The following is a 20,252-nucleotide window of genomic DNA, read 5'->3' as shown; positions in this document are numbered from 1 at the left end:
CAAACCAGAGCGGCAGCAGGGCGATCACAGCCGTACGAAGGGCTGCATCAGCCGCCCCAGCCAGCCGTCGAGCTGGATTTCTCCATCCAGGGCGACGACGCAGAGGCAGGGAATGTCCGACACCACGCGCGGCTGATGCAGCACGTCGTGGTCGGCTTCCTCCAGATCGCCGACCTCGAAGCGTTCGGTCTCGGTGGCGTAGGCGCCGGATAGGACGCAGGTCAGTTCGACCCCGCCATGGGTGTGACGCGGCGTCTCGCGACCCGGATCGATCTTCAGCAGGATGACCCGGCAGGCGCCGTCGCGCGGGGCGTGGACGTGGCGGGCGCGGATGCCGGGGCCGATCCAGCGCCAGGGCCCGAGGGCGTAGCGCCGCAGCGGCTCGGGCAGTTCGGGCATATCGTTGAGCGGCGCCGGCGGCCTGGCTTCGCCGGCATCGGTTTCGATGAGCGCCATGGCGTGCGCCAGGGCGTGGTGGGACAGGGCCACCGGCGCGGCCTCCTCCAGAAACTCACCGCCCACGGCCTGAAGGCGGCGAACCCAGGCGTCATTGGCGGGGCGCATGGCCAGATGGGCGGCGACGACCACGGCCTCGGGCGGGCTGAGCGATCCGGCGGCATAGGCGAGCAGCCGTTCTTCGGACGGGTTGCGGTTGGGGTTCATCGGGGCGCCTCCTCGGACGGTTCGAGGATGAGGCGAAGTTTGATCATGGCGTTGCGGATGCGGGATTTGACGGTGCCCAGAGGCAGGTCGAGCCGCCGGGCGATTTCGGGATGAGGGCTGTCCAGGAAGAAGGCGAGGCGCAGAACCTCGACCTGATCGGGCTTGAGGCGCGACAAGGCGTCGCGAATGCGTTCGGCGTCCTGTGAAGCGGACAGGATGTCATCCGGTTGTTGCACCTCGGTCTCGGCCAGATCGATTTCGGGCGTCGGCAGGGGGCGGGCGTCGCGGCGCAGCATGTCGAGCCGGCGGTTGCGAGCGATGGTGAAGATCCAGGTCGCGGCCCGGGCCTTGCGCGCGTCGAACAGGTCCGCCTTGCGCCAGACCGTCAGCATGGCGTCCTGGGCGAAGTCTTCTGCGGCGGCAGGGGGCGCGCCTGACTTGATCAGCCAGGCCTTCAGGCGCGGCGCATAATGGCTGAACAGTTGAGCGAAGGCTTCGCGATCCCGCCGCAACGCCACCGCCTCGATCAGGCGGTCATGCGCAAAGGCGTCCGGCGAGGACCCGTCCGCGCTCATGCGCCGCAGGGTCCTGTCAGACGATTTGAAAGAGGCGGCCTCGACATGCATGCAGCCTAATACGCTTCGGCAAAATGTCTGGATCATTCGTAATCCGATTGCGACGCCGCTGCGTAATCCGATCAGGCCTGCAGCGATTGCGCGGGCGCGTTTCGGAGCCGTCATGTCGCATTCGTCCGCTCGTCCTTCCGATGGCCCGCTCAAGATCGCCGTGGTCGGATCGGGTGTGGCCGCCCTGTCGTCGGCCTGGTTGCTGTCGCAGCGCCACAGGGTGACGCTCTATGAAAAAGCGGATCGTCTGGGCGGGCATTCCCATACCGTGACCGCAGGGGCGGCGACCGGAGATGTCGCGGTCGACACCGGCTTCATCTGCTTCAACGACGCCACCTATCCCAATCTGATCGCCCTGTTCGAGCACCTGGGCGTGCCGGCCCGCGCGACCGACATGTCCTTCGCCGTGTCGCTGGACGACGGCCGGTTTGAATACGCGGCGCCCGGTCTGTTCGCCCAGCGCCGCAATGTCCTTCGCCCGCGCTTCTGGTCAATGCTGGGCGAGATCCTGCGCTTCTATCGTGAGGCGCCGATTGATCTGGGCGGGTTGAGCGACCCAAACCTGACGCTGGGCGACTATCTGAAGCGCGAAGGCTTCAGCGAGGCCTTCCGTGACGACCATCTGCTGCCGATGGCGGCGGCGATTTGGTCCTCGCCAGCCCACACGCTGCTGGACTATCCGGCAGAGGCCTTCATCCGCTTCTGCGGCAACCATGGCCTGCTCAAGCTGATCGGCCGACCGCTGTGGCGGACGGTTGAGGGTGGAAGCCGGACCTATGTCGAACGGCTGGCCCGGGCCATAGGCGACGTACGGCTGAACCACGGCGTGACGGCGGTGCGGCGCACAGGCCAGGGCGTCATGATCCATGACAGCCAGGGCGGCGTCGAGCGCTTCGACCAGGTCGTCATCGGCGCCCATGCCGATCAGGCCCTGGCCATGCTGGACGAGCCGACCGCGCAGGAAAAGGAGGTGCTGGGCGCCTTCCGCTACAGCCGCAACCTGACCGTGCTGCACACCGACGCTGGCCTGATGCCGCGTCGCCGCCGCGCGTGGGCCAGTTGGAACTATATCGGCGCTGACGACGACCTGTGCGTCACCTACTGGATGAACAAGCTTCAGGGCCTGCCAGGGCAGGACCTTTTCGTCACCCTGAACCCGCCGCGTCCGCCAAAGCCCGACACCTTGTTGCGCAGCGAGCTCTATGAGCACCCGGTCTTCAACCCCGCCGCCCTTCAGGCCCAGAAACAGTTGTGGAGCCTGCAGGGGCAGGGCGGAGTCTGGTTCTGCGGCGCTCACTTCGGCGCGGGTTTCCACGAGGACGGCCTTCAGTCGGGTCTGGCCGTGGCCGAGCAATTGGGCGGCGTGCGACGCCCCTGGTCGGTAGAGAACGAGAGCGGCCGCATCCACGTGTCGCCGTCTTCGGCCACTGTCCTGGAGAGGGCGGCGTGACCCAGGCCTCCGCCCTCTATCGCGGAGACGTCATGCATCGGCGGCTGCGGCCAAGGGCGCATCGGTTTTACTATCGCGTCTTCTGGCTGCTGCTGGATCTGGCGGAGATCGACGAACTGGACCGCAGCCTGAGCTGGTTTTCGCGCAACCGTTTCAACCTGCTGTCCTTTCACGATCGAGATCACGGCGACGGCTCCGGCGCGGCGTTGCGCCCCCAGATCGAGGCCTTCCTCGGTCGTGCAGGGATCGACATCGGCGAAGGGGCGGTGCGCTTGCTGACCATGCCGCGTGTGCTCGGTTACGTCTTCAATCCGATCAGCCTCTACTACTGCCATCACGGTGACGGTCGGCTGGCGGCCATGGTCTATGAGGTGACCAGCACCTTCGGCGTGCGCCACGCCTATGTCATTCCGGTGCCGGAAACGGACCAGACGGCGGGCCTGATCCATCAGAGTGCGGCCAAGGCCCTCTATGTCTCGCCCTTCATGGGGATGGAGATGGACTACATTTTTCGCGGTCACGCGCCGGGCGCCCGGCTGGACATCACCATCGACGGCGTGGACGCCCAGGGGCTCTTGATCACCGCCGTCATGTGTGGCGAGCGCCGACCGCTAGACGACAGGGCCTTGTGGACCGCGGCGCTGGCCCTGCCGCTGATGACCCTCAAGGTCGTGGCCGCCATCCACTGGGAGGCCCTGAAACTCTGGCTCAAGGGCGTTCGCCTGACGCGCCAGCCGCTGCCGGCCCGTGAGGCAGTCACAGTCCAGCGGCGGGCTCGAGAGAGCCGTGTCGCGCGTTGAACATCCGCCGTCCCCGAATAAAAGGCCGCCTGACGACATGACCACCACCTTCTATGGCGAGCGAAACGATCAGCGGATGGGGGCTCCGGTTCTGGGCCTGCTTGTGCACCTGCTGTCCGCCAACTGGACCTGGGGGCGGCTCACCCTCGTTCTACCGGACGGCGCCCGTCATCAGCTGACGGGCCGGACATCCGGCCACGCCGCCGTCCTGACCATCCGGGATCCTCGCTGCGCAGCCCGTGTGCTGAAGAACGGGGATATCGGCTTTGCGGAAGGCTATATGGCGGGGGAGTGGGACACGCCTGACCTGGCGGTCCTGTTGGAGACCCTGGTCAACAACTACGACCACATTCGTCGCCTGTTCGACGGCAACCCTCTGATGAAGTTGGTCAACGGGATCGGGCACCGGCTGAACCGCAACAGCCGCCGAGGATCGCGCCGCAATATCCACGCCCACTATGACCTGGGCAACGCCTTCTATTGCGCCTGGCTGGACCCCTCGATGACCTATTCCTCGGCGCGTTTCGAGGCGCCGGGACAGCTGCTGCAGGACGCCCAGCGCGCCAAGTACGCCGCTCTGGTGCGGATGATGGACCTTCAGCCGGGACATAGCGTGCTGGAGATCGGCTGCGGCTGGGGCGGGTTCGCCGAGTTCGCGGCGCGAGAGGTCGGGGCCGTGGTCACGGGTGTCACCATCTCTCGCGAACAGCACGACTATGCGCGTCGCCGCCTGTTCGAGGCGGGGCTGGCGGAGCGAGCGGATATCCAGCTGGTCGACTACCGAGACGTGGAGGGCCGCTTCGACCGCGTCGCCTCGATCGAGATGCTCGAGGCGGTGGGGCGCGAATACTGGCCCGTATACTTCCAGAAGGTCCACGACGTCCTGGAGGCGGGAGGACGTGCGGGCCTGCAGATCATCACCATCCAGGACGACCTGTTCGACGAATATGACGCGCGTACCGACTTCATCCAGAAGTATGTTTTTCCCGGTGGGAGCCTGCCTTCCGAGGCGAGGCTGGCGCCCGTGCTGGCGCAGACCGGCCTGAAAAAAACGGGTGTCGAGCGTTTCGGCGACAATTACGCCGACACCCTGGCTGAATGGGCGCGAGGTTTCGAGAGCGCCTGGACCGATATCGCTCGAAGGAACGCAGGCTTCGACGAGCGCTTCCGCCGTCTCTGGCGCTTCTATCTCGCCTACTGCGAGGCGGGCTTCCGGTCGGGCCGGACCGATGTGATCCAGATGAGCCTAAGCCGCGACTAACGAACGCGCCTTGCTGACCCTGACCTGTTGATGACGGATATGCCGATGAGCCTGAAGCGCCCTTCAGTCATTTTTATCGCCGCAGCCACCTGCGTCCTTGGACTGTCGGCCTGCGCCACGTTTGAGCGTGGCCCAATCGGCAATCCGAATGTTCACTTGCCGACCAGGACGGTCGACCTGAGCCGATATGCCGGGCTCTGGTACGAGATCGGCCGCTACGAAAACGGGTTCGAGCGGGGATGCGAGGGGGTGACGGCGGAATACACAAGACGCGACGATGGTCTTGTCGGCGTGCTCAACACCTGTCGTCAGGGCGGCGTCGACGGCCCGGTGAAGACGGTCGAGGGCAGGGCCCGGGTGGTGCCCGACAGCGGCGATGCACGGCTGAAAGTCTCCTTCTTCGGACCCTTCTACCTCGGCGACTACTGGGTGCTGGACCATGCCGACGACTATTCCTGGTCCATCGTCGGCGAACCCTCCGGCCGATATCTCTGGCTGATGAGCCGGACGGCGAAACCTTCCCAAGAGGTTCGCGCCACCATCCTGAACCGGGCGGCAGAGCTGGGTTATGATCTCGCGCTGTTGCATCAAACTCGGCATCGTCCGTAAATCTGCTGGCTGCCGTCGTGCGTATCTCCTGTCAAAAGAGGGAGAGACGCCATGGCGGGCAAGATGTTTAGGGGGCTAGGGGCGGTGACCCTGGCGCTGGCTTCAGGGGCTTGCGCCAGCGGAGGCCCGCCGTCCAACGCCGGTTTTCTGACTAGCTACGAGGGGCTTACGCCGCGAACGGACGTGGTGCGCGCCGCGGTTGCACAGCGCCGCGACCAGGCGCTGGCCTCGACCATTACCCGGCTCTGGGTGGCGCCGGCCGAGGTATTCGGCGTTTCGGAACCCATCCTGTCCGACAGCGACCGGCAAGCGGTCCTGGCCGAGGTGGATCGTCAAGTCTGCTATGAACTGAGCGAACGTTTCGACATCGCCGAGCAGCCTGAGCCCCTGGCCGGGACCGTGAGGGTGGGGGTCACCTACATCCGGCCGACGCATCAGGCCGGTTCGGCGGCCGCAGCCGTCGCCAACTTCTTCATCCCCGGGCCGATCAAGATCAGGACGCCGGGAGGCACGGGCGGCCTTGGCGCGGAGGCGGAACTCCTGACGCCAGACGGTCGTCAGGCCGCCGCCATAGTCTGGCGCCGCGACGCCATGGTGGTGGGAACGGACAAGCCGTCGCTGTCGCGCATTGGCGACGCCCACCAGTTGGCCGAGCCTCTGGGCGACATGATTGGCGATGCGCTGGCCGCTAGCGATCGGGCGGTGAGGTCCATACCCGATCCTGATCCCTGTCGGCGCTTTGGTCCGCGCGTCAGGGTAGAGGGCGTTCTCGCGGGCATCGCCACAGGCCTGTATGAGCCGGGATTGAGCGGAGGACGGGCGAACACCGAAACCGAACCGGAATGATTTTGATCGCCCACAAGGTCCGATTTCAGGCAAGGAGCCAACGACGGCTCCTGGCGCTCAGTGGAAATCTCGCGATCCCGGCAGGATGCGCACGTCGCGCGGGTGCCGGTGCGGCGGGTGGCGCGGCGGTTGCGGGTGGGCGATGATGTCGGCGCGGGCCAACTGCACATTGGTCTCATGGTCTTCTGACAGGCGGGACAGCTCGGCGCTGCGGTCGATGACGCGGCGGGCGACGACGTGGACGACGCCTTCGGGACTCTTCTCGACCAGGCCTTCGATCTGCATCAGGCGGGCTCCCATGATCTCGCGTCGGTACTGGTCGAGCATCCGGGCCCAGAGGACCACGTTGGTGATGCCGGTCTCGTCCTCCAGGGTGACGAAGACGGCGTTGCCCTTGCCCGGTCGCTGACGCACGAGGACCACGCCGGCGACCTGCACCAGGGAGCCGCCGCGCTTGGCCTCGGTGGCGGCGCAGGTCAGCACCCGCTCCGCGGCGAAGACGGGGCGCAGGATGGCCATGGGGTGGGCCTTCAGCGAAAGGCGCGCGGTCTGGTAGTCGGCGGCGACGTGCTCGCCCAAAGGCATCAGGGGCAGATGGGCGTCGGGCTCCGCCCCCAGTTCGCGGGCGCCGCGCTCGCGCGCTTCGGCGGCGGCGAACAGGGGCAAGGGATCGTCGTCGGGCAGACGGCGCACCGCCCACAGGGCCTCGCGACGATCCTGGCCCAGGGAGCGGAAGGCGTCGGCGTCGGCCAGCTTGCGCATGGCGGCGGCGGGCAGTTCGGCGCGCCGGGCCAGGGTTTCGACATCGGCGAAGGGCGCCTCGGCTCGCGCCGTCGACAGGGCCTTGGCCCAGTCCTCCTTGAAGCCGTCGATCTGACGCAGACCGAGCCGCAGGACGGGGGCGTCCGTTGGCCCCTCCAGACTGTTGTCCCAGTCGCTGTGCGAGACGTCGATGGGGCGCACCTCGACCCCGCCGACCTCCTGCGCCTCGCGCACGATCTGGGCGGGGGCGTAAAAGCCCATCGGCTGGCTGTTCAGCAGGGCGCAGGCGAAGGCCGCCGGGTGGCGGTGCTTGATCCAGGAAGAGACGTAGACCAGCCGGGCGAAACTGGCGGCGTGGCTTTCGGGAAAGCCGTAGGAGCCGAAGCCCTTGATCTGTTCGAAGCAGCGCCGCGCGAAATCAGGATCATAGCCCCGCGCGATCATCCGCCCGACCATGCGGTCTTCATAGGTGTGCAGGGTTCCGTCGCCCCGGAACGTGCCCATGGCCTTGCGCAGGCCGTTGGCCTCGGCGTCCGTGAACCGGGCGGCGACCATGGCGACCTTCATGGCCTGTTCCTGGAACAGGGGCACGCCCAGGGTTCGGTGCAGCACCTGCTTCAGTTCGTCAGGCGGACCATAGAGGCGGCCGGGCGGGGGATAGTGAACCTTCTCCACGCCGTTGCGACGACGCAGGTAGGGATGGACCATGTCGCCCTGGATCGGGCCGGGACGCACGATGGCGACCTGGATCACCAGATCGTAGAACTCGCGCGGCTTCAGCCGGGGCAGCATGTTGATCTGGGCGCGGCTCTCGACCTGGAAGACGCCGATGGACTGGCCCCGGCACAGCATGTCGTAGACCTCCGCCTCCTCCGGCGGGACGGAGGCGAGGTCATGCTCGACGCCCGAATGGGCCTTCATCAGGTCGAGCGCCTTTCGGATGCAGGTCAGCATGCCCAGGGCCAGGACGTCGACCTTCATCAGGCCCAGGGCGTCGATGTCGTCCTTGTCCCATTCGATGAAGGTGCGGTCCGGCATGGCGGCGTTGCCGATGGGGACGGTCTCGTCCAGCCGTCCCTGGGTCAGGACGAAGCCGCCGACGTGCTGGGACAGGTGGCGCGGAAAACCGAGCAGGCGCGTCGCCATGCGCACGGCGCGATCGACCATGGGATTGGCGGCGTCCAGCCCGGCCTGCTCGATCTGGCGGCCGCTGATCTCCGATCCCCAACTGCCCCACTGGGTCGAGGCCAGGCGCGCGGTGACGTCCTCGGTCAGACCCAGGACCTTGCCGACCTCGCGGATGGCGCTGCGGGGACGATAGCGGATGAGGGTGGCGGCGATGCCGGCGCGATGGCGGCCATAGCGATCATAGACGTACTGGATGATCTCCTCGCGCCGCTCATGCTCGAAGTCCACGTCGATGTCGGGCGGCTCGTCGCGGTTGGAGGACAGGAAGCGCTCGAACAACAGGTCGTGGCGGGCCGGATCGACGCTGGTGATCCCCAGGACGTAGCAGACGGCCGAGTTGGCGGCCGATCCGCGCCCCTGGCACAGGATGCCCTTGTCCTCGGCCGTGCGGACGATGTCGTGGATGGTCAGGAAATAGGGGGCCAGGCTGCGCTCGGCGATGAAGGCCAACTCCTTCGCAAGCAGGGCCGTGACCTTGGGCGGCGCGCCGTCCGGATAACGGACCAGGGTGCGGCGACGCACTAGTTCTTCCAGCCAGCCCTGAGGTGTTTCGCCCGGCGGTACGGGCTCCTCGGGGTATTCATACTTCAGGTCGCTCAGATCGAAGGTCGCCCGCGACAGGAAGGCGGTCGCCTCGGTTACCGCCTCGGGCGCGTCCTTGAACAGCCGCGCCATTTCGTCTGCGGGCTTCAGCCAGCGTTCGGCGTTGGCCTCCAGTCGGCGGCCGGCGGTTTCGATGGTCGCGCCTTCGCGGATGCAGGTCAGGAGGTCCTGCAGGTCGCGGTCTTCGGGGCCGGCGTAGAGGACGTCGTTGAGCGCCAGCAGAGGAACCTTCACCCGATCCGCCATGCCCTTGAGCCGGGCCAGCCGGCGCCGGTCGTCGCCGCGCTTGTGCAGGGCGGCGCCCAGCCAGACTGCGCCCGGCGCCGCCGCGTTCATGCGTGCCAGCACCTCTTCCAGCCCTGTCAGCCGGTCCGGCGGGACGAGGATCAGCAGCAGGTCCTCCGGATCGGCCAGCAGGTCGCGCAGGCCGATCTCGCATTCGCCCTTCTTCGCGCGGCGATTGCCCAGGGTCAGCAGACGCGTCAGCCGACCCCAACCCGCCCGCGTCTCCGGATAGGCGATGACGTCCGGCGTCCCGTCGTTGAAGATCAGCCGCGTCCCGGTCAGCAGGCGGAAGTTCGCCGCACGGCGCTTCACCTCTTCGGACAGGGCCGGATCGTTCAACGGGTTCTCGATGAAGGCGACCTCGCCGGGACTGCCGCCGTCGCGCATCCTGTCCGGCGGGGCCAAGCCCTCGATGCGTATCTCCTTCAGCGCGCTCCAGGCCCGCACCACGCCCGCCACGGTGTTGCGATCGGCCAGCCCCAGTCCAGCGTGGCCGCGCAGGATTGCCGTCAGCACCAGGTCCTTGGGATGCGAGGCGCCGCGCAGGAAGGAGAAGTTGCTGGCCGTCGCCAGTTCGGCGTAGGCGCCGCAAGGGTCGAGCCTCTTCATGCGAACAGGCCGTGGATGAACCAGCGCGGCTCGAGCGTCTCGCCATAGAGGCCCTGGCGGAACAGCCAGAAGCGGCGGCCGTCCCGGTCCTCGACCCGGTAATAGTCGCGGGTGCGCTGGTTCGGCGCGCGCCACCATTCGCCGCTGATCCGCTCGGGCCCCTCGGCGCGCGTCACCTCGTGCAGGACGCGGCGCCAGCGGAACTTCAGGGGATAGCCGTCGGGCACCTCCGCCAGGGTTTCGACCGGCTGGGGCGGGTCGAACATCTGCAGCGGCCGCAAGGGCGGATCGTCGGGGTCGAGGTCGGGCCAGGTCTCGTCGCCATGACGGGCGGCGGCCGGGACCAGTCGCGTCGCGCGTTCGGGAATGTGCGAGGCGAAGGGCTCGAAGCGCAGCACGGCCTCCGGCCCCAGACGCGCGGTCAGCCGATCAACCAGACGGCTGAAGGCCTCCTCGCCAGGCGTCTCGCGCTCCAGGCCTTGCTGGGTCGGCGCCAGAACCTGGGTCCAGGGCACGGACATCCGCATCTGGTCGAAGCCGAAGCCGGGGTCCAGCGGGGCGGCCAGGGCCGCCATCCGCTCGCGGAACAGCCGCAGGGTCGCGGGGGCGTCGCGGGTCGGGCGGCCGGTGCGAACGACGACGCGGCGCGTCTCGCCGTCCACGCGATAGAAGCCGGCCTCGAAGGCGCGGCCGCCCAAGCCCGTCTGATCCAGCCGGTCCATGGTTTCGACCAGCAAGTCGGACAGAACCCGCTCCACGTCCTCGGGCGCGGAGATGGGCTCGAAGAAGACGCGGTCGACGACTACGGGCGCGGGCGGACGATGCGGGGTGATGCGCATGTCCTCGTCGCCCAGAACCCTCGCCAGTCGGGTCGGGAAGTCGGCGCCGAAACGGGCAGCCAGGGGCGCGCGAGGCCGGTCGTCCAAGTCGCCCAGCCGCTTCAGGCCCAGACGACGCAGGGCCTCGTCCTCCCTGTCCGAAAGCTCCAAGGCGGCGACCGGCAGGCGACGCGCGGCGGCGCGCTCCTGGCCGGGCTCGAACCGGCCGTTGGGGCCAAAGCGGGCCAGGGCGCGCGCGACCTGGGGCGTGCCGGCCAGGGCGCACCGGATTTTGAGTCCGGCGCGTTCGGCCCGCGCCTGGACCGTCCGCATCAGGCCTGTCTCTCCGCCGAACAGGTGGGCGCAGCCGGTCACGTCCAGCATCAGGCCGTGCGGCGGGTCCAGCGCGATCATCGGGGTGAATCGGCCGAAATCCTCCAGCACCCGTCCCAGCAAGGCGTCGTCGAGGTCCGGTCGATGGGCGACGACGCGCAGGGCGGGGGTCCGCGCCCGCGCGTCGGCCAGGGCCAGGCCGGGGGTCAGCCCCGCCCGCGTCGCCGCCGGATCGACGGCCGCCAGCCGCAACGCGCCCTTGATCTTCTCGGCCAGGACGACCGGCGGCGCATCCTCAGGCGGCGCGCCGTCCCGCCGCTCCTGGCGTCGCAGCCGGTCGCTGGGCAGCCAGGGGAACCAGACCGCCAGATAGCGGCGCGGGCGGACGGAAGGTTCGCTGTTCACGATCCCACTCCATGATCCAGGTCCCGGGCGCCCCGCCGCCGCGCCGCCGCAGCAGGGTCGCGGAAAAAGACGGCCGCCCCGGCGCCCCGCCTTCCAGAGGTTCCGAAGCCCAGGACGTCACCGACCAGCGGGTCTCGGCCGCGCTGGGGCAGGGCAGGGCGCCCGCCCGCGCCAGGAACAGGGTCGCGCCGTCCGTCTCGGCCGCCAGAGCCAGTCGCCGGCTGGCCGTCAGGCTGAAGGCCTTGGCCTCGCCCCAGGCGCTCAACAGCACGGCGCCCACGGCGGGACTGCGCAGGGCTTCTTCGCCGACGGCCAACAGGGTCTGCACGTCGCGCGTCCGCACCAGCAGCAGGTCGCGCGGCGACAAGCCCATTTCATGCAGGCCGGGCCCATGCGGCCGTCCCGCCTCCTGGGCCATCATTTCATGCAGGCCCCAGACGATGGGCCGTCCCGCCGTCGCCCGCAACGCCAGCCCCAGGCCAAAGGCGTTGACCGCCACCGCGTCGGCGGGGGCGGCGGCGTAGAGATCATGCAGAACGCCCGTGGCCAGCGGCGCAAAAGCGTCGTCGCTTCCCGCGCGCACGCCCGCGCCGATGCGACGACCGCCGGCCCGATCCAGGGCCTCCAGGCGAGTCTTCAGCGCCGCCAGAGCGTCAGGCTGAGAATGAATGTTCCGCATATGTTCTTATATGCGCCCTGACCCAGGGAGGGAGTCAAGCGGGATGGTAAAGCTGCTGCCAAGCAATGGTGGCTATCTCCGATCATCGAGCGGCTCACCAAAGGAGCGAATTGGCCTCATGCGTCGTTGTCACGCACAACGGCAGCTTCGTTCTCGAGGAGGGAGGGAATCTATGATCCGCCTGACCTTGACGCTTTCGTCCGTCTATCTCGCGGTCGTGGGATTGGCGCTTCTGTTCGTGCCGCTTCAGTTCGGCGTGGGGGCCGTTCCCGCTGACGCTTCGACAGAACTCATCGCTCTGCTCAGGCTTTTGGGAGGGCCGTTTCTAGGTATAGCCGTGTTGAACTGGCTTTCGCGCGGCGCGCCTCTCGGCGGCTCGCTACGAAACGTCCTTGTCGCCAACGCCGTCGGTTTCGGTGTCGTCGCGCTAAATGACGTCTGGGGCGTCACGACCGGTGAGGCGCGAGAATTGGCGAGGCTCTTCCTCGGCGTCCACCTGGGGTTCACGGCCGCGTTTCTGATGTCCTTGCGCATCTCAGCACGATGATGGAGCCGCTCCAACATTCGCTGCCGGCGCCGCCGACATCAGTCTCGCCTGAGAGATGGGGGAAGGGCGTATCGTTCGCCGTCGAAGGGGATGAGGACCGTTCTTGGCGGTTCGGTGCGATCCGTCGTCAGGCACTCCCCGCTCTTATCCGTCTTGGAGACGCGTCGAGTCCGACGCTCCAGGAGCGAAATGTCCTGACCGCGTCGGCCTGGGGTCATCCGCAGGATACGTTCGGTCGAGAGGGTTTCGCCTGGGCAGGATAGATCCCATTCGCCCCGGCTTCGAGAGACCACCAGATTTTCCAGGACGGGCGCCAGGGCGCCGTCCCGCACTTCGTAGAGAGACAGCGTGGTCTCCAGGAGGGGATTGGGACGCGAGCTCCCCATCCGCGTTTGCCGCACTCCGAACGCGAGCCGTTCAGGCCCCAACTGATAGGCGGCGGTGTCGAATGAAACGTCGGACACGCCTATGGCGTCGTCGTCCATGGCGTGGGGCAGGCGGAGGCGTTGGCGTGGGGTCCCCGTGGTTTCATCGACGACGAGAACATCCAGATCGCCTGAAGTTCCGTCCGAACGGACTTGGGCGATGAGGGGAACCGCGACCAGCAGGAGCCCTGGTCGGCCTCGCCAGCGCCGACAGACCATGGCGTGAGGATCGATGGAGGTTTCGGATGGGAGGGTAAGGGTGCGGTCGCGGACCCGCACCGCGCGCCCACCCTGCACGACGGCGTCGGGGTAGGCTTGGCGTACGATCGCCGCCACGTCCCCGCACTCCCGGCCTTCCGCCCTGGCCGCTGTTGGAGCGCACAGCACAAGCGCCAGGACGCCTAAACTCCATCCGCCGATTATCCTCATCACCCCCCTCCCTAGCTGTCCCGTAACTCGTTCCATTCCAGCAGCCGAACCGGCCAAGGGGAATGCGCCGTCTAGCGAAGCCGAATTCGACGCCACAAGACCAACGCTGCGCTGAAAGCCACACCTTCTAAACGAGGACGGAACCTCGTCTCAGCCTCGTCGCATTCTAGGTGCGCCGGTTGGAGGCCATTGTATTTTCATTTTGGCGGGTGCGACCTGCGTCCGAATGGCTTTTCGGGATCCGCCAGGCGCATTTCGGCTAAGCGGTAGACCTCTTGGCGCAGATCGACAGTCTCTCTCTCAATGGCTAGCAGTCGCTGGAACAACTGCCAGCATGCTCCTGCAATGACGACAACACCAACCGTCAACACGACATCCATCACGCTCTCCCTGAATGGTTATTATAGTGACTGGATGAAGGTGAAGATTTCCTTGCGCTTGGGGCGATGCGAATGGCCCAAGTTCTCGGCGAAAATGTACGGCGTATCCGGCGCGAGCGGGGAGTGACCCTGGAAACGCTCGCTCATGATGTGGGCCTCTCCTACAGCTATATGGGGCAGTTAGAGCGTGGGCAAAGGAACCCAACGCTGGAGGTTGTCGAGCGGATCGCAGATATCTTGAAGGTGGAGCCGATTCATTTGCTGATGCATGACTAACCTGCTCGGTCGCGGCAGGGGGCATGGCGGAGATAGGCAGGAAGTCTGGCCCTAAGACTGGGAACCTGCCAGAGGCCTGGGCTTTGGGGCGGTATGGTTTCCGGTATCCATTTCGGCCCCATAGCCGCAAACGCCGTCCATCTGTGCGTGGACATGCAAAGACTATTCGCGGAGGACACGGCATGGCGCACGCCGTGGATGGCGCGTGTCCTGCCAGTCGTCGTGCGTCTGTGCGAGCGCAAGGCCGAACGCACCTGTTTCACCCGGTTCATCCCCGCCCGTTCGCCGAGAGAGGGGGAGGGGACGTGGAGGCGGTACTGGCGGCGATGGGCGTCGATGACGCTTGAGAATCTGGGTGAAGGACGTGTGGAGCTTCTGCCCGAACTGCAGGTCTTCACCCCGCCCGCCAGGGTGTTGGACAAGTCCCGCTATTCCCCCTGGCTCAACACGGGTCTGGCGTCGGCTCTGATGGCCAGCCGGGTCGACACCCTGGTGGTGACGGGCGCCGAGACCGATATGTGCGTGCTGGCGACTGTCCTCGGCGCCGTGGATATGGGCTTTCGCGTGGTGGTGGTTTCGGACGCCCTGTGCAGTTCCTCGGACCAGTCGCACGACGCCTTGTTGGCTCTCTATCATGACCGCTTCGGCCAGCAGATCGAGACGGCGGAGTGCGACGAGGTGCTCGAGATGTGGGCCTAGGAAGGTTCGCTCAGCAGTCGCGACAGCCTTGAATCGAAACTCTGGGCGTTTGGATCCGGCAGACAGGTCGTGATGGTTCCGGATTCATAAAGCTCAATCACGCGCGGATGGACATAGGACGCCCGACAGACCGTCGGCGTGTTGCCCAGCAGGCTCGCGACCGCCTTCATGCAGGTCGAGATGTTTCGCCGCGCCTCGGTCTGGGACGTGGGCGGGGCCATTTCGTAGAAGGCGCGGGCGGCGGCGACGGTGGCCGCCCAGGTGCGGAAGTCCTTGGCGGAGAACTCATCGCCCATGGCCTCGCGGATATAGGCGTTCACGTCGTCTGAACTGATCGCCCACAGCTCGCCCTCTGCGTCGCGGTATTTGAACAGATGCTGGCCCGGCAGGCCTTCAAGGCCGCGCATGACGCGCGCCAGTCGACGGTCGCTGACCTTGACCCGGTGTTCCTTGCCGCTCTTGCCCCTGAACTCAAAGGTTAGGGCCGAGCCGTCGACCTCCAAGTGCCGCTTGCGCAGGGTCGTCAGGCCGAAACTGCGGTTCTGGCGGGCATAGGCGGCGTTGCCGACGCGGATGAGGGTGACTTCCAGCAAACGAACCGCCGAGGCCAGCACCTTTTCCTTGCACGGGCCACGTCGCGAAAGGTCGTTCTCCACCCGGTCGTGCAGTCGCGGCAGGCGTCGGGCGAAATCTGGCAAACGCGCAAATTTGTGCGAGGCGGCGCGGGCCGTCCAATCGGCATGATAGCGGTACTGCTTGCGACCGCGCGCATCGCGCCCGGTCGCCTGGATATGGCCGTTTGGGTCGGGACAAATCCAGACGTCCTGCCACGCCGGCGGAATGGCTAGGGCGTCGATCCGCATCAGGATGTTCCGCTCACGGATCAGGCACCCCTTTGGATCAAGATAGCAAAAGCCCCTCCCGCTCCGGCGGCGCGTAAGGCCTGGGCTCTCGTTGCTGGACCAGACGAGTCCGCCGGAAGGCGGCGGATTGATCACGTTTGTCGACATCGTCACGGCCCTTGCTGGGTCTAAGTCTAGGCAACACCAGGTCCTGCCTCCGGCTCCCTTCTGCGCGCGGCCGTGCTCTCAGTTCATCGCGCCGCACCGGCATGAAAGGTCGGAGAGACTACCCGCGTCCAGAATCGACGCCTTGCCGCGGCTGAAGCGCACCGCGCCTATCGCTTGCAGGTTGCTGGCGGCGGCGTTGATGCTGGTTCTCTGGACGCCGAGCATGGCGGCTAGCTGGGCCTGCTTCAAGCGAAGCGGCGCGCCGTTGCCGCCATGGTGCAGACGAAGCAGCCACTTGGCCAGACGCTCCGACACGCGATGGGAGGCGTTGCAGGCGGCTTCCTGTTCCAGAAGCGTCAGGCGTTGAACCGCCTGAAGGGCGATGAAGCGCGATAGCCAATCATGACCGAGCGCCTCGCGGGCGGCGGCGGCGGGAACGCGGAACAGCCGAACATCCAGCAGCGGCCGCACGTCGGCGCGGCTGCCGCTAGAGCCCAGAGCGTGATCCCAACCGTAGACGGCGCCCGATACGATAGGTGCGACACAGACTTCACTTCCGGTTGGAAAGGCGCCGAGAACCCCGGACAGGACGAACCAGAGATGCTCCCTGTCCAGAGGAGCCTGCGCGTCGCCTGGGAGATCAACCTCTGTTCCCTCGGCGGTCAGGCGCTGCTGCGCATCCGGCGGCAGGACGCGATAGACCGGGTGATCACGGATGCTGGGCGGGGGGCGGCCGTGAGGAGGGGCGGACGGGGATAGAATGGCGGCGGAATCTGCAGACATGGGGCCTCCTAACCAGAAGCCCTGCCATGGCTGCCGCAGATCGCCACTCACATGGGTTAGTCGCGGCTGGGCGGCGCATCCGCGAGATCGTCGGCGATGCTGAGGCCTGCGGCCAAGGCCAGGCCCTGCAGGTCAGGCAGGACGGCCCGTCCCGTCCGGTAGTCGACCAGGCCTGCTCGCCGAAGTTGCTGTAGCGTCCGGTTCATGTGCACGGCGCTGAGGCCCAGGATGTCTGCGAGCATGTCCTGGGTGAGAGGCAGGTGAAGGACGCCGGGTTCGGCTGCGCCGAGACGGCTTTGCCGCTCGTACAGCTCCAACAGAAGGTGCGCCGTTCGCTCATAGGCGCTGAGCCGACCCAGCCGAATGACATGCCGCGCCAGCCGCAGGCGCTCTGCCGAGCGAAAATGCCGCCAGGCTTCCAGAAGACGCGGGCTGACGTCTACGCCTTCGGAAATCGCCGCCCACAGCAGGGAGGCGTCAAGGGTAGAGGCGTCGGTCAGGGCCCAGACCGCCATGTCGGCGTCCACGACGTCGGCGGCCAGGATGACGTCGCCGGGCAGGCTGAGACCGACGATCTGGCGACGGCCGTCTTCCAACATCGCGCCGCGGGCGATCCAGCCGCGCGCCACCACACGGGCGTCTTTGCGTTCCGGATGAAGGGAAACGGCGCCGCCGGGCGGGTGAACCATGGCAGGACCGTGAAACCAGCTACGGATGCATTCGATGTCGCCAGGCGACAGCACGGCGAAGCTGAACAGCATCCGCTCCAGCGACGCCGCGGCTATGTCTACATCATCTTGATAAGACTGATTCTTCATCCCTCTGACCAACAGCACGGCCGAGGGTGTTTCGTTCTTTACATAGGTTAGTCCAAGGGCTTGACGGTGATGCTTGCGGCGCCGGGAGCGGAAGCCGTCAGGCGCGGTAATAGGAATCTGAGCAGAGGGTGCGCAGTTGGCGCCACGTGGCCTTGCCCTCGAGCTGGAAAAGTTCGGCCTGGGTATAACGATCCGAGATCAAGGCCTTGCGGACTTCGCTGGGTATGCGGAAGCGGCCGCTGCGCGCGAGTTCGAAGGCCCGCTCGATGACTGGTGTTCTATTCATGGTACAAAATCCCCTGTTACGGGAAGGCAATGCGGTTGCGCCCTGATGGGTTCATTGTGTCGCCTTTGAGGCGCTGTGGAACCTTGGCTGTTCGAGCCGATGGCACCATTCGCGAAGATCCGGCGTTGTGGTCGCGCCAAGCCTCAGGGAACCACAATGCACGACCACAGCCGTTTGCTGGAAAACAAGCTGCAACGACGCGACGTCATTACGGATGGCGAAAGGCAGGCGCTCAGGAGCGTGCTGACCCATGTCGTGTTGAAGCCCGCCGGCAGCGACATCGTCACTCAGGATGCGTTGGTCGATCATTCCAGCCTCGTCATCGACGGCTTCTGCGCGCGCTATCGCGATCTGAGCGACGGACGGCGGCAGTACACCCAGATCAATCTTCCCGGAGACTTCATCGACCTGCACGGCTTTGTTCTGAAGCGCGTCGACCATGGCGTGCGCGCGCTGTCCGACTGTCTCATCGCCGAGGCGCCGCATGAACGCCTGCGCAAACTGACGGAAGAGCACCCGCATTTGACGCGCTTGTTATGGCTGGAGACGGTGGTGGACGCCGCCATGCACCGTGAATGGCTGCTGGCCCTAGGTCGACAGGAGGCGCTGGAGCGGACCGCCTTGTTGGTCTGCGAAATCTACGCGCGCTTGAAAGCCGTGGGCCTGGCGCGCGACGGCGTCTTTCATTTTCCCATTATCCAGGCGGAGATTGCGGATCTGCTCGGCATGTCCGCCGTGCATGTGAACCGTACGCTGAAGGTCATGCGCGAGGCGGGCTGGCTGGAGTGGACAGGATCGGAAGTTCGTATTCTCGCGTGGGATCGTCTGGCGAGCGCGGCCGAGTTCAATCCCTCCTATCTGCGGCTGGAACGACTGCCGGTTTAGCGCAGGGTTACGGCCCCGCCGCTGATCAGGCGGCAGGGCCGGATGGAGCTCAGGCGGCGGGCTGCAACGCCTCGGCGTTGATTACGGCGTCGGCGATGGCCGTCAGATCCTCATCCGTCTGGCTTTCTTCCTGAAGGGTCTCGTCCAGCAGTTTGACGGCGTCCTTCAGTCCCATCACCTCGGCCCAGCGCTTGAGCGTGCCATAGCGGGTGATCTCATAGTGCTCGACCGCCTGGGCGGCGGCCAGCAGACCGGCGTCGAGCGCTGCCGTGTCCTTGTACTCCTCGGCGATTTCGTCGCCTTCGGCCAGGATGCCTTCGATGGCGTCGCAGGTCTTGCCGCGTGCGGGCTTACCGATGATCTCGAACACCTGCTGCAGGCGTTCGATCTGGCCTTCAGTCTGCTCGCGGTGCTTTTCGAAGGCCGCCTTGAGGTCGGGCGACTGGGCGGCGCGCGCCATCTTCGGCAGGGACTTCAGGATCTTGCGCTCGGCGTAATAGATGTCGCGCAAGGTCTCGTGGAAGAGGGTTTGCAGCGTTTTCTCGGCCATGGGACTCTCCTGAAAAGAATGGGGGAGCCTGCGAAGCGGCGGGCGCACAAGCGCGTTCCTAGTGTTCGGATATGGACAGGGCTGGGCGCCACGGAACGCACAGGCCCACGAACTCTTCTGCCGATTTCAGAGTGTTGGAGCGCGACATGAAGGAGTACGCCTATGGCTGGATCACTCTGGCCTTCTTCACCATTTCCATCGTCTTGCATTGGGGCTTCGGCTGGGCTGCCTATGTGAACGAGGCCCGCGACCACGGACAGGCGGCGCAACTGACGCCCTATTTGATGGAGATGGGGAGGGACACCTTCGAGAACTGGCAGTCCGAGTTCCTGCAACTGATCTGGCAGGTCGTGGGGCTGGCCTACTTTCTTTATGTCGGCTCGCCGTCGTCCAAGGAGAACGACGACCGGATGGAGGCCAAGATCGACGCCTTGCTAGAATTGGTGGGGCGTGAAAGCGGCGCGGCCCTGATCGAGGAGATCGACGCCAGCCATCTGCGTCGTCACGGCCACGCGAGCATTCATCTGGACCCGCCTTATGCGGTGCGGAAGCCCGCTGCCGAATAGGAAGAAGGGGCGGACTGTCGTCCGCCCCTGATAGCGCCGTGCACCAAGGCCCGGCGTCAGGCGCCCAAGCTGGCTTGCAACTGCTTGGCCCGCTCAAGATGGGCTTCGATCTTGGGCAGGACGTTGCGCGCATGTTCCGCCAAGGCGGGAACGTCCGCCTTGTCGGAGAAGCCGCGGTGAAGGGTGACGGCCTCCTCATGGGCGGCGACCTGCTGATCGACGTAGACCTTATCGAAGTCCGCAGTCGAGGCTGAGCGCAGGTTGTCGATCAGCCCCTTGCGGCGTTGATCGAGCTCGGTCGGCAAGGTCGTGTCGGGCGCAGCCTGTCCGGCGGCGGCCCTCAGGCCGGTGGAGGCGGCCGTGTGGTCGGTCTTGATCATCTGGGCCAGTTCTTTGACCTGGGCGTTTTTCGATCTCTCCATGGCGATGTCGGCGGCCTGGATCTCGTACATGTCGCCCATGGCGGCGTTGGGCACATAGGCGCTGACCATATTGGCGCCCATGGTCGCGGCCGAGGTCTGACCGACCGGTTCGGAAACGGCGTCCTGCGCCTTATCGACGGCTTTGGAACCTTGCTGCTGGTTGCAGGCGGCGAGGGTGAGGGCGGCGGCTGATACGGCCAGGACGGCGACGGTTTGCTTCATCATCACTTGAACTCCTT

At 66.4% G+C, this 20,252-nt stretch carries 22 protein-coding genes; 10 read left to right on the top strand and 12 right to left on the bottom strand.

Going from position 1 to position 20,252, the window contains the following annotated elements:
- Positions 1-24: 24 nt before the first annotated feature.
- Both chrR and FM111_RS12745 read right to left on the bottom strand, forming a co-directional pair.
- Positions 25-663, bottom strand: coding sequence for a cadmium/peroxide/UV radiation responsive anti-sigma factor ChrR (chrR, locus tag FM111_RS12750; protein ID WP_087141313.1), 639 nt, complete (start codon positions 661-663; stop codon positions 25-27).
- Positions 660-1,238, bottom strand: a complete 579-nt coding sequence (locus FM111_RS12745; RefSeq protein ID WP_256968271.1) for a sigma-70 family RNA polymerase sigma factor — start codon at positions 1,236-1,238, stop codon at positions 660-662. The genes chrR and FM111_RS12745 overlap by 4 nt, the downstream gene beginning before the upstream one ends.
- Before the next feature lie 163 nt (positions 1,239-1,401).
- Between FM111_RS12745 and FM111_RS12740 the strand changes: the two genes are divergently transcribed.
- The 5 genes from FM111_RS12740 (at position 1,402) to FM111_RS12720 (ending at position 6,255) form a co-directional block, all read left to right on the top strand.
- On the top strand, positions 1,402-2,739 hold the full coding sequence (locus tag FM111_RS12740) for an NAD(P)/FAD-dependent oxidoreductase (RefSeq protein ID WP_087141311.1): 1,338 nt from the start codon (positions 1,402-1,404) through the stop codon (positions 2,737-2,739).
- Complete coding sequence (locus tag FM111_RS12735) at positions 2,736-3,539, top strand: DUF1365 domain-containing protein (protein WP_087141310.1); 804 nt, start codon at positions 2,736-2,738, stop codon at positions 3,537-3,539. The genes FM111_RS12740 and FM111_RS12735 overlap by 4 nt, the downstream gene beginning before the upstream one ends.
- Before the next feature lie 76 nt (positions 3,540-3,615).
- A complete protein-coding gene (locus tag FM111_RS12730) occupies positions 3,616-4,800 on the top strand; it encodes an SAM-dependent methyltransferase (protein WP_256968273.1) in 1,185 nt (394 codons plus the stop codon).
- A 45-nt stretch (positions 4,801-4,845) separates the two neighbouring features.
- Positions 4,846-5,409 carry a lipocalin family protein gene (locus tag FM111_RS12725; protein WP_087141319.1) on the top strand — a complete coding sequence of 188 codons (564 nt, stop codon included), beginning with the start codon at positions 4,846-4,848 and terminating at the stop codon, positions 5,407-5,409.
- Positions 5,410-5,460: 51 nt separating this feature from the next.
- Positions 5,461-6,255, top strand: a complete 795-nt coding sequence (locus tag FM111_RS12720) for a DUF3313 family protein (RefSeq protein WP_087141308.1) — start codon at positions 5,461-5,463, stop codon at positions 6,253-6,255.
- Positions 6,256-6,312: 57 nt separating this feature from the next.
- Here the strand turns inward: FM111_RS12720 and FM111_RS12715 are convergent, their stop codons facing one another.
- Genes FM111_RS12715 through FM111_RS12705 form a run of 3 tightly spaced genes read right to left on the bottom strand, consistent with a single transcriptional unit; the run spans position 6,313 to position 11,937 of the window.
- Positions 6,313-9,702: an error-prone DNA polymerase gene (locus tag FM111_RS12715; protein ID WP_087141307.1), complete on the bottom strand. Its 3,390-nt coding sequence runs from the start codon at positions 9,700-9,702 to the stop codon at positions 6,313-6,315.
- Positions 9,699-11,258 carry a Y-family DNA polymerase gene (locus FM111_RS12710; protein ID WP_143276118.1) on the bottom strand — a complete coding sequence of 520 codons (1,560 nt, stop codon included), beginning with the start codon at positions 11,256-11,258 and terminating at the stop codon, positions 9,699-9,701. The genes FM111_RS12715 and FM111_RS12710 overlap by 4 nt, the downstream gene beginning before the upstream one ends.
- On the bottom strand, positions 11,149-11,937 hold the full coding sequence (locus tag FM111_RS12705) for an ImuA family protein (RefSeq protein ID WP_087141306.1): 789 nt from the start codon (positions 11,935-11,937) through the stop codon (positions 11,149-11,151). Before FM111_RS12705 ends, FM111_RS12710 begins: the two co-directional genes overlap by 110 nt.
- A 172-nt stretch (positions 11,938-12,109) precedes the next feature.
- Here FM111_RS12705 and FM111_RS12700 point away from each other — a divergent pair, with 172 nt between their 5' ends.
- Positions 12,110-12,484, top strand: a complete 375-nt coding sequence (locus tag FM111_RS12700; protein ID WP_087141305.1) for a hypothetical protein — start codon at positions 12,110-12,112, stop codon at positions 12,482-12,484.
- Positions 12,485-12,522: 38 nt separating this feature from the next.
- Here the strand turns inward: FM111_RS12700 and FM111_RS12695 are convergent, their stop codons facing one another.
- Positions 12,523-13,245 carry a hypothetical protein gene (locus FM111_RS12695; RefSeq protein WP_143276117.1) on the bottom strand — a complete coding sequence of 241 codons (723 nt, stop codon included), beginning with the start codon at positions 13,243-13,245 and terminating at the stop codon, positions 12,523-12,525.
- Between the two features lie 545 nt (positions 13,246-13,790).
- On the opposite strand from FM111_RS12695, the gene FM111_RS12690 reads away from it, so the two are divergent.
- Both FM111_RS12690 and FM111_RS12685 read left to right on the top strand, forming a co-directional pair.
- Positions 13,791-13,994, top strand: a complete 204-nt coding sequence (locus FM111_RS12690) for a helix-turn-helix domain-containing protein (protein ID WP_256968270.1) — start codon at positions 13,791-13,793, stop codon at positions 13,992-13,994.
- Between the two features lie 93 nt (positions 13,995-14,087).
- Positions 14,088-14,693, top strand: coding sequence for a cysteine hydrolase family protein (locus FM111_RS12685; protein ID WP_087141302.1), 606 nt, complete (start codon positions 14,088-14,090; stop codon positions 14,691-14,693).
- Here FM111_RS12685 and FM111_RS12680 read toward each other — a convergent pair.
- From FM111_RS12680 to FM111_RS12665, 4 genes are all read right to left on the bottom strand, one after another.
- Positions 14,690-15,703: a DNA topoisomerase IB gene (locus FM111_RS12680; RefSeq protein ID WP_087141301.1), complete on the bottom strand. Its 1,014-nt coding sequence runs from the start codon at positions 15,701-15,703 to the stop codon at positions 14,690-14,692. The two genes, FM111_RS12685 and FM111_RS12680, sit on opposite strands and share 4 nt — an antisense overlap.
- A 78-nt stretch (positions 15,704-15,781) precedes the next feature.
- On the bottom strand, positions 15,782-16,486 hold the full coding sequence (locus FM111_RS12675) for a Crp/Fnr family transcriptional regulator (protein WP_087141300.1): 705 nt from the start codon (positions 16,484-16,486) through the stop codon (positions 15,782-15,784).
- Positions 16,487-16,542: 56 nt separating this feature from the next.
- Positions 16,543-17,247 carry a Crp/Fnr family transcriptional regulator gene (locus tag FM111_RS12670; protein ID WP_256968268.1) on the bottom strand — a complete coding sequence of 235 codons (705 nt, stop codon included), beginning with the start codon at positions 17,245-17,247 and terminating at the stop codon, positions 16,543-16,545.
- 154 nt (positions 17,248-17,401) lie between these two features.
- A complete protein-coding gene (locus FM111_RS12665; protein WP_087141298.1) occupies positions 17,402-17,590 on the bottom strand; it encodes a hypothetical protein in 189 nt (62 codons plus the stop codon).
- Positions 17,591-17,746: 156 nt separating this feature from the next.
- Between FM111_RS12665 and FM111_RS12660 the strand changes: the two genes are divergently transcribed.
- Positions 17,747-18,475: a Crp/Fnr family transcriptional regulator gene (locus FM111_RS12660; protein ID WP_087141297.1), complete on the top strand. Its 729-nt coding sequence runs from the start codon at positions 17,747-17,749 to the stop codon at positions 18,473-18,475.
- A 49-nt stretch (positions 18,476-18,524) separates the two neighbouring features.
- Here the strand turns inward: FM111_RS12660 and FM111_RS12655 are convergent, their stop codons facing one another.
- Positions 18,525-19,025, bottom strand: a complete 501-nt coding sequence (locus FM111_RS12655) for a YciE/YciF ferroxidase family protein (protein ID WP_087141296.1) — start codon at positions 19,023-19,025, stop codon at positions 18,525-18,527.
- A gap of 146 nt (positions 19,026-19,171) precedes the next feature.
- Between FM111_RS12655 and FM111_RS12650 the strand changes: the two genes are divergently transcribed.
- Positions 19,172-19,591 (top strand): DUF6766 family protein, encoded by a 420-nt coding sequence (locus FM111_RS12650; protein WP_087141317.1) that lies wholly within the window; start codon positions 19,172-19,174, stop codon positions 19,589-19,591.
- Positions 19,592-19,647: 56 nt separating this feature from the next.
- On the opposite strand, the gene FM111_RS12645 is transcribed toward FM111_RS12650, so the two are convergent.
- Entirely contained in the window at positions 19,648-20,238 is a 591-nt protein-coding gene (locus tag FM111_RS12645) for a DUF4142 domain-containing protein (RefSeq protein ID WP_256968267.1), read from the bottom strand.
- Positions 20,239-20,252: the final 14 nt, after the last annotated feature.

Source organism: Brevundimonas diminuta 3F5N (genome assembly GCF_900163625.1).
Classification (GTDB): domain Bacteria; phylum Pseudomonadota; class Alphaproteobacteria; order Caulobacterales; family Caulobacteraceae; genus Brevundimonas; species Brevundimonas diminuta_A.
Note: the sequence above shows the minus strand (reverse complement) of the source record. Positions and strands in the feature narration are given on the sequence as shown.

Excerpts from the sequence above, each read along its gene's own strand:
- FM111_RS12740 (WP_087141311.1), top strand. The coding sequence starts at position 1,402 with ATGTCGCATTCGTCCGCTCGTCCTTCCGATGGCCCGCTCAAGATCGCC.
- FM111_RS12665 (WP_087141298.1), bottom strand. The coding sequence starts at position 17,590 with ATGAATAGAACACCAGTCATCGAGCGGGCCTTCGAACTCGCGCGCAGC.
- FM111_RS12650 (WP_087141317.1), top strand. The coding sequence starts at position 19,172 with ATGAAGGAGTACGCCTATGGCTGGATCACTCTGGCCTTCTTCACCATT.
- FM111_RS12645 (WP_256968267.1), bottom strand. The coding sequence starts at position 20,238 with ATGATGAAGCAAACCGTCGCCGTCCTGGCCGTATCAGCCGCCGCCCTC.
- FM111_RS12675 (WP_087141300.1), bottom strand. The coding sequence starts at position 16,486 with ATGTCTGCAGATTCCGCCGCCATTCTATCCCCGTCCGCCCCTCCTCAC.
- FM111_RS12690 (WP_256968270.1), top strand. The coding sequence starts at position 13,791 with ATGGCCCAAGTTCTCGGCGAAAATGTACGGCGTATCCGGCGCGAGCGG.
- chrR (WP_087141313.1), bottom strand. The coding sequence starts at position 663 with ATGAACCCCAACCGCAACCCGTCCGAAGAACGGCTGCTCGCCTATGCC.
- FM111_RS12725 (WP_087141319.1), top strand. The coding sequence starts at position 4,846 with ATGAGCCTGAAGCGCCCTTCAGTCATTTTTATCGCCGCAGCCACCTGC.
- FM111_RS12685 (WP_087141302.1), top strand. The coding sequence starts at position 14,088 with ATGGTTTCCGGTATCCATTTCGGCCCCATAGCCGCAAACGCCGTCCAT.
- FM111_RS12745 (WP_256968271.1), bottom strand. The coding sequence starts at position 1,238 with ATGAGCGCGGACGGGTCCTCGCCGGACGCCTTTGCGCATGACCGCCTG.
- FM111_RS12715 (WP_087141307.1), bottom strand. The coding sequence starts at position 9,702 with ATGAAGAGGCTCGACCCTTGCGGCGCCTACGCCGAACTGGCGACGGCC.
- FM111_RS12730 (WP_256968273.1), top strand. The coding sequence starts at position 3,616 with ATGGGGGCTCCGGTTCTGGGCCTGCTTGTGCACCTGCTGTCCGCCAAC.
- FM111_RS12660 (WP_087141297.1), top strand. The coding sequence starts at position 17,747 with ATGCACGACCACAGCCGTTTGCTGGAAAACAAGCTGCAACGACGCGAC.
- FM111_RS12655 (WP_087141296.1), bottom strand. The coding sequence starts at position 19,025 with ATGGCCGAGAAAACGCTGCAAACCCTCTTCCACGAGACCTTGCGCGAC.
- FM111_RS12705 (WP_087141306.1), bottom strand. The coding sequence starts at position 11,937 with ATGCGGAACATTCATTCTCAGCCTGACGCTCTGGCGGCGCTGAAGACT.
- FM111_RS12700 (WP_087141305.1), top strand. The coding sequence starts at position 12,110 with ATGATCCGCCTGACCTTGACGCTTTCGTCCGTCTATCTCGCGGTCGTG.
- FM111_RS12680 (WP_087141301.1), bottom strand. The coding sequence starts at position 15,703 with ATGTCGACAAACGTGATCAATCCGCCGCCTTCCGGCGGACTCGTCTGG.
- FM111_RS12720 (WP_087141308.1), top strand. The coding sequence starts at position 5,461 with ATGGCGGGCAAGATGTTTAGGGGGCTAGGGGCGGTGACCCTGGCGCTG.
- FM111_RS12670 (WP_256968268.1), bottom strand. The coding sequence starts at position 17,247 with ATGCTGTTCAGCTTCGCCGTGCTGTCGCCTGGCGACATCGAATGCATC.